The organism is Streptomyces sp. URMC 127, from assembly GCF_051386535.1.
Lineage (GTDB): Bacteria > Actinomycetota > Actinomycetes > Streptomycetales > Streptomycetaceae > Streptomyces.
The window spans coordinates 1-660 of sequence record NZ_JBPQTW010000482.1; the positions used below are offsets into that span (position 1 = coordinate 1).

Genomic DNA, 660 nt, shown 5'->3' on the forward strand with positions numbered 1-660 from the left:
CTCCGGGGCGGGGCTCGGGGTCACCTGAGGCCCGTCAGGCCGTGACCGGCTCGCGGTCGCCGGCCTCGGCGACGACGCCCGCGACCCGGCGCAGCTTGCGCATCGGGCCGAGCTCGCTGTCGTAGACGCGCTTCACGCCGTCGCCGAGGGACTCCTCGACCACGCGGATGTCGCGCACGAGCCGCGCGAGGCCGCCCGGCTCGACGGAGGCGGCCTGGTCGGAGCCCCACATGGCGCGGTCGAGGGTGATGTGGCGCTCGACGAAGGCGGCGCCGAGGGCGACGGCGGCGAGGGTGGTCTGCAGGCCGGTCTCGTGACCGGAGTAGCCGATGGGCACGTTGGGGTACTCGGCGCGGAGGGTGTGGATCACGCGGAGGTTGAGCTCGGCCGCCTTGGCGGGGTAGGTGGAGGTGGCGTGGCAGAGCAGGATGTTCTCGCTGCCGAGCACCTCGACGGCGTGCCGGATCTGCTTCGGGGTGGACATGCCGGTGGAGAGGATGACCGTGCGGCCGGTGGCGCGCAGGGCGCGCAGGAGCTCGTCGTCGGTCAGAGAGGCCGAGGCGACCTTGTGGGCGGGGACGTCGAACTTCTCCAGGAAGGCGACGGCCTCGGTGTCCCAGGGCGAGGCGAACCAGTCGATGCCGCGCTCGCGGCAGTGGG

At 73.5% G+C, this 660-nt stretch carries 1 protein-coding gene; it reads right to left on the reverse strand.

The features are described from left to right. Nucleotides 1-34: 34 nt before the first annotated feature. A partial coding sequence (locus ACSNOH_RS35020; protein WP_436725478.1) for an N-acetylneuraminate synthase family protein occupies nt 35-660 on the reverse strand: 626 nt, incomplete at its 5' end.